Genomic DNA, 5,566 nt, shown 5'->3' with positions numbered 1-5,566 from the left:
GTTTGGTGCCTTCAAATCCAGAGGCTTTGATTTAGAAGGGTGTGGCCTAACCAAGCATCATCGCCTTCGTCGGCTGTTGTTTATCTTGTCAATGAGTCTGATTTGGGCCCTTGAAACGGGCGAGTGGCTCATCAAAGCGGGTCATAAAATACCAACCCGCAACTTGACAGGCCGATGCCAAGCGTTGTTTAGTTTATTCCGTCACGGTTTAGATGAACTGCGCGATAGAATCCTTAAAGGCCAACCTGTTGGCCACCTTGTACCACTTTTGTCCTGTACTTAGGGCTCCTCCTTTACAGGGTGATGAGAATTGGAAAGGAGCACCGCTGATTTCCAATTTGAAAGGTTCTCTATGAAAAAGCAGCCCATATTCAGGCTGCTCTTTCCGATTTACTCAACCTCTCAACCTACACATTCTTTATGACCTCCTAAACAAGAACATTCAGGTTGTTATTTACATGCCAGACACCGGGAGCGGCCCAGGCAGCAGACTCGGCTGCGTCGTACTCACTCCACGAGCGTACGGTTCCATGAAGAATAGCCTCATTATTGACTGCTTCTACACTGATGGCATTTGCTTCCACATTCGCATTTCGTTCGAGTGCCTTTTTGATTCGCTCTTTAATCTCGGCAGCACCGAATGACAACGTGGGTTTTAGCGTGATTAAATTTATCACGCCCTTTGTCCCCGCCAGATAATGTACAGAATCTTCAGCCGCTTTCTTTCTGTAATTCCAATCAACCTCTCCCTGCAACGTGATAACTCCATTTTCTACTTTTACACGAATGGCATCCAATGGCACAGAAGAATTCCATTTAAGTGCATTCACGGCGGCTTCCGCAATATCCTGATCGGTGTGGGCATTCTGGCCGGGTAATTCGACGACGATGTCCTGTACTACTGCTTTCACTCCTGCCACCCGCCGGGTAGCCTGTTCAGCATTGTACTTTTCGAGATAATTGTCTACCTGACCACTAAGGGTCACGACGCCGTCTTTGACAGCAGCACCAATATTGGCCGCGTTGAGGGAAGGCTCCCAGAGCAATTCTTCTAAAACATCGCTCTGTACGTCTGCATCGGTTTTCATACGATTCAACAGGTTAACTATGAAATGATTAGTAATAAAAAAGTATGATATAAAAGAGTAAAAAATTCTGAAAATCTCAATAACCCCGCACATTGGTAGATGAAGCGGGTGGTAAGCGGTTAATAAGGGTGAGCGAAAAGCCCGGCGATTAACCGGGTTAAATAAGGAGTATGAAAAAAAAGTGCCAGAAATCGAACAGATTGACAAGATTTTACTAAAGCCACGTTTTGCCGCTAAAAATGGCTATAAAGCTATTTCTGTTGATACTTTCCAGATAAGTCAATCCCCGAAAGACTCTATGCCATTGGAGACTCCATCAATTCATCTCCATTGAAATAGAGTTCCCGTAGGCATATGGAAATCAGGATATAAAGTGTTGGTCAAACTGAGAAAAATATAAGTCAAAAAGTAAAGAAATTTTACTATAAAAATAGTACCTCAATCGAAAGTAATTATGTATTAATGTTCTGTAAAACAGATAGTTAAATAGTTTTTTGTATTGGTATTCATGGTTATTATTTTGTTCACCAGGGAAAGTTTTAGCCTTAAGCCGATACACTGCACTACACTGGCCCTCCTGTTGCTTTCTACTGGTAACACGTCGTATAATTTGTGTGTATGGCTGGTGACCTGGCCTGCTCGGGCGCAGGTTCATGTATACGTTTACGCACTGGTCCGTTAAAAAGGTTTTGACAACTATCACCCTTATTATATGAAAACTAACATTGAAAACGCATTTTGGAACGGGCTCCCACAGCCCCAGAATGCCACCCGGGGCGGAACCGATTCTGGCCCTCGTGACGTGAGTCGTGACCGCGAGAATCCCGATTTATTGATCCCTCCCATCACAGACAAAGGGACCGTTCCCAATTTACATTTCTCATTCTCCAATGTTCATAACCGGCTTGAAGAAGGTGGGTGGACCCGAGAAATAACGGCCCGGGAATTGCCTGTCTCAACGACAATTGCCGGCATTAACATGCGCCTGAGGCCGGGGCAGCTAACCGGTGTACGGGAACTTCATTGGCACAAACAGGCCGAATGGGCTTATATGATTAGCGGTAAAGCACGAATCACGGCGGTTGACGGTGAGGGTCGCAATTTTGCGGACGATGTTAAAATTGGCGATTTATGGTATTTTCCAGCAGGCATTCCTCACTCCATTCAGGCCCATACCGAAGGATGCGAATTTCTGTTAGTATTCGACGACGGGATGTTTTCCGAGAATGACACGTTTCTTGTCTCTGAATGGTTAAGCCGGACGCCCCTCGACATAGTAGCAAAAAACTTTGGGGTTTCACTTGAGACTTTGGAGTCCCTGCCCCCCAAAGAAAAATACTTTTTTTTGGCTCCGGCTCCGCCAGAGACGCTGGCCAATGATGAAGTAATCAGTCCCAATGGCCGGGTTCCGCAGTGGTTCAGTTACCATCTTTCTCAGCAGGCACCTATCAAGGTGGCAGGGGGTCAGGTAAAAATAGTCGATTCAGGTAATTTCCCCGCTTCCAAAACCATTGCGGCTGCTTTGGTAGAAGTTCAGCCGGGCGGCATTCGGGAATTGCACTGGCATCCTAACACCGACGAATGGCAATATTATCTGGAAGGTAAAGGCCGTATGACCGTCTTTACCGCTAGTGATAAAGCCCGGACCTTCGACTTCCGGGCGGGCGATGTAGGCTACGTGCCTTTTGCTATGGGCCATTACGTTGAGAACACGGGCGATACGCCCCTGATTTTTTTGGAGATTTTTCGCAGCGACCGTTTTGTAGATATTTTATTAAATCAATGGCTGGCACTGACTCCGCCTGAATTAGTTCAGGCCCATTTAAACGTAGATGAATCCTTTACCAACACTCTCAGTAAAAACAAAGCCATTATTATCCAACCCGATTACAAACGGACAGAAGCGATAGAGCGTGACTAAACAGTACGTTACAATCATCTACTCCCGCTTTCAGTTCTTGCCCGTAGTTTTCTTTGGGAAAGCCTTAAATGTCCACTCATGTCAGAATCATGCTTATGGAACGTCAAACCACATTCATCTTAACTTTCGTTACCGGTTTCGTGGATACCGTAGGTTTCCTGGCTTTATCAGGCCTGTTTACGGCCCAGATAACGGGTAATTTAGTATTAGTTGGAGCCTCCCTGGTTAATACCGTCACGAACACGTTTAATCGGTTATTGTTGTTGCCCATATTCCTGATTGGAGGGAGTATCACTGCCCTGTTGGATACAATCCTGCGAAAAAGAGTAAAAGCCGTTTTACCCATCCTATTAATGATCGAAGGCGGCTTATTGCTTCTGTTCGCCGGTTTAGGGTATTACCGGCAAACTCAGCATCACGTACTTCGAGAAACGGACATCTTTTTCGTTGGTGCAATTGGCGTACTGGCAATGGCTATGCAAAGCTCGGCGGTACGGCTGCGGCTCCCAGATTATGTATCAACGACGGTTATGACTACCAACCTGACCCAATTTTCTATTGGGCTGCTCAATTACCTTTCATCCACGGTCTTAGTTGACAAGCGTGCTAATTGGGAAACGAAACGTAACCTGTTACGGTGCCAGATGAGCCGTTATGGCATCGCTTTGCTTGGATTTGTAGTGGGCACTACGGTCGGGGCCTTGCTATTTATAACTGGAGGGTTAGCCGTTGCTTATATCCCGGCTGGACTGGTCTTTTGGCTGGTGATTAATTGTTTATCATTCAGTTTGTACTAAACCCACCCTATACTCTTTATCCACCAAAAAAAAGTATAGGCGTTTGGATTCAGTTCGTCCACTACCCTATTATCAAGCTGGTTTTTAAACCAAAAAACAGAGTGACGGCTTCAATGTCCAGACGTTGACCTGCTGCAATCGAAAACCATTTCGTATCTCTCATTAAAACCATTTGCCATGAAGTTTCTGGCCCATTTTCTCCGCAGGCTATTGGGGCCTTCCCTTGTTACACTGGTTGCCGATCTTCATGTTCGGTTGCTCAATGACTGGATTTTAGAATCCGATGGTTCGTTTATTCACCCCCGCTGTGTTTGGAAACTGGCCAATGGGCATCCTTGCGAGGGTGTTTATGAAGGCCGGGACTTCTACGACCGATACATTCGGGAGATCGACAGTGCCTACCCAGATTGGCATATAATTGTTAACGAGATAATTGGCTCCCCAATTGGTGGCACTGTTGTTGGCGAGTATCAGTTTCGGCACGAAGTGAGCGGACTCTGGTATACAGCCCCATTTACCCACTTTTACCGAATTCATCAGGAGCAGATCGTTGGAGTCCGCTACTATATGGGCGAGGTAAGTATTCATCTGCATCAATCTCAGGAACTTACTGATTTATCAGCACTTTTCGCTTTTCACTCGCTCAATTAACCTCTGCCTACAGCTTAATTTCTCTTTTTGTAACAACTACATTTTAACTGGCTATGAATTCACTACCTAACAATTTCACTAATTATACAAGCCCACTGGCAGACACCATCGAGTTAATGGAATTTGGCGACTTTACCTGTTCTCGATGCCGCGGCATCAGGGAACTTCTTGATACGGTTTTCAACGCCTTTCCTGGTCAGCTTACATACACTTTCTACCATTTCCCCAATCACCGAACCGAAGTATCGACCCTGGCCGCGCTGGCTACCGAATCCGCTCGTCGGCAAGGGTGTTTTTGGCCCATGTTTCAAGCTTTATTTACCCAGCTGATTATTAATCGCACCACCCTTTCCATTCTGGCCATCCAGTTAGGAATGAATTATAATCAATTTATTGACGATTTAGACGATGAACAGCTACTGCTACGCATCGAAGACGATCAGCAGGAAGGTCATCGACTTGGCGTGACCAAAACGCCTACTTTTTTTGTGGGCGGACAACAGTTTCATGGAAAATTGACCCACTCTCGTCTAAGTTCGATTATTCGTTCTCACATGAACCGCTGTACGCGGCCCATTCTGAGCAAAGTTGACACAGCAAGCGGTACGATTTATTGGGGGAAAGGAGAATATGGCTAAGTAAGCGATGTAGCTCTTCATTAATGTTTCCTGTTTTTTTGAAATCCTGCGAAAGAAAATAATAAAGAAGGCCGGGAATCGCAGGGCTTTTTAGTTACAAACCCTACGCACACTGGACAGGTCTTAACAATAACAGATTCGGATATTTTGCTAAACTTTAAACAGGTTTGTCATGAAAACAATGGTTAGTCAATATTTAGGCGGCTATACAGCCGAAGTGATAAAGTTGACGCACTCTAGGATCATTTTTCTCCAGTTTAGTGCCTTTGGGTAAGATAGAAAAAAAACGATCTAGTAGTAAACGATTGTGGTAGAGCGTCTTAATAGTGGCCATCGAGAAGGGTTGTTGACCAACGCCCTGCTCAACTTTAGCCACGTTAACCGCGCTCAGGGCTGCATTAAAATGGTAATCAAGTTTGTTGACCGAACGAGCCTGACAATCAGAAAGACCCGTAAACTGCTTGGCATCTC

6 protein-coding genes and 1 pseudogene are annotated in these 5,566 nt (G+C 45.4%); 5 read left to right on the top strand and 2 right to left on the bottom strand.

Features of this window, described 5'->3' with window-relative positions:
• A pseudogene (locus tag B157_RS39325) lies at positions 1-283 on the top strand (hypothetical protein); the annotation flags it as partial.
• A gap of 145 nt (positions 284-428) precedes the next feature.
• On the opposite strand, the gene B157_RS0110005 reads toward B157_RS39325, so the two are convergent.
• A complete protein-coding gene (locus B157_RS0110005) occupies positions 429-1,088 on the bottom strand; it encodes a BON domain-containing protein (protein WP_020603197.1) in 660 nt (219 codons plus the stop codon).
• Between the two features lie 712 nt (positions 1,089-1,800).
• Here B157_RS0110005 and B157_RS0110000 point away from each other — a divergent pair.
• From B157_RS0110000 to B157_RS0109985, 4 genes are all read left to right on the top strand, one after another.
• Positions 1,801-3,009, top strand: coding sequence for an oxalate decarboxylase family bicupin (locus B157_RS0110000; RefSeq protein ID WP_020603196.1), 1,209 nt, complete (start codon positions 1,801-1,803; stop codon positions 3,007-3,009).
• A gap of 95 nt (positions 3,010-3,104) precedes the next feature.
• A complete protein-coding gene (locus B157_RS34930) occupies positions 3,105-3,806 on the top strand; it encodes a YoaK family protein (RefSeq protein ID WP_020603195.1) in 702 nt (233 codons plus the stop codon).
• A 177-nt stretch (positions 3,807-3,983) separates the two neighbouring features.
• Complete coding sequence (locus tag B157_RS0109990) at positions 3,984-4,457, top strand: nuclear transport factor 2 family protein (RefSeq protein ID WP_020603194.1); 474 nt, start codon at positions 3,984-3,986, stop codon at positions 4,455-4,457.
• 53 nt (positions 4,458-4,510) lie between these two features.
• Positions 4,511-5,095 (top strand): DsbA family protein, encoded by a 585-nt coding sequence (locus B157_RS0109985; RefSeq protein ID WP_020603193.1) that lies wholly within the window; start codon positions 4,511-4,513, stop codon positions 5,093-5,095.
• Between the two features lie 196 nt (positions 5,096-5,291).
• Here B157_RS0109985 and B157_RS38960 read toward each other — a convergent pair.
• On the bottom strand, positions 5,292-5,566 hold a 275-nt coding region (locus tag B157_RS38960), incomplete at its 5' end, for a hypothetical protein (protein ID WP_020603192.1).

This window comes from Spirosoma spitsbergense DSM 19989, from assembly GCF_000374085.1.
In the GTDB taxonomy this organism is placed as follows: domain Bacteria; phylum Bacteroidota; class Bacteroidia; order Cytophagales; family Spirosomataceae; genus Spirosoma; species Spirosoma spitsbergense.
Note: the sequence above shows the minus strand (reverse complement) of the source record. Positions and strands in the feature narration are given on the sequence as shown.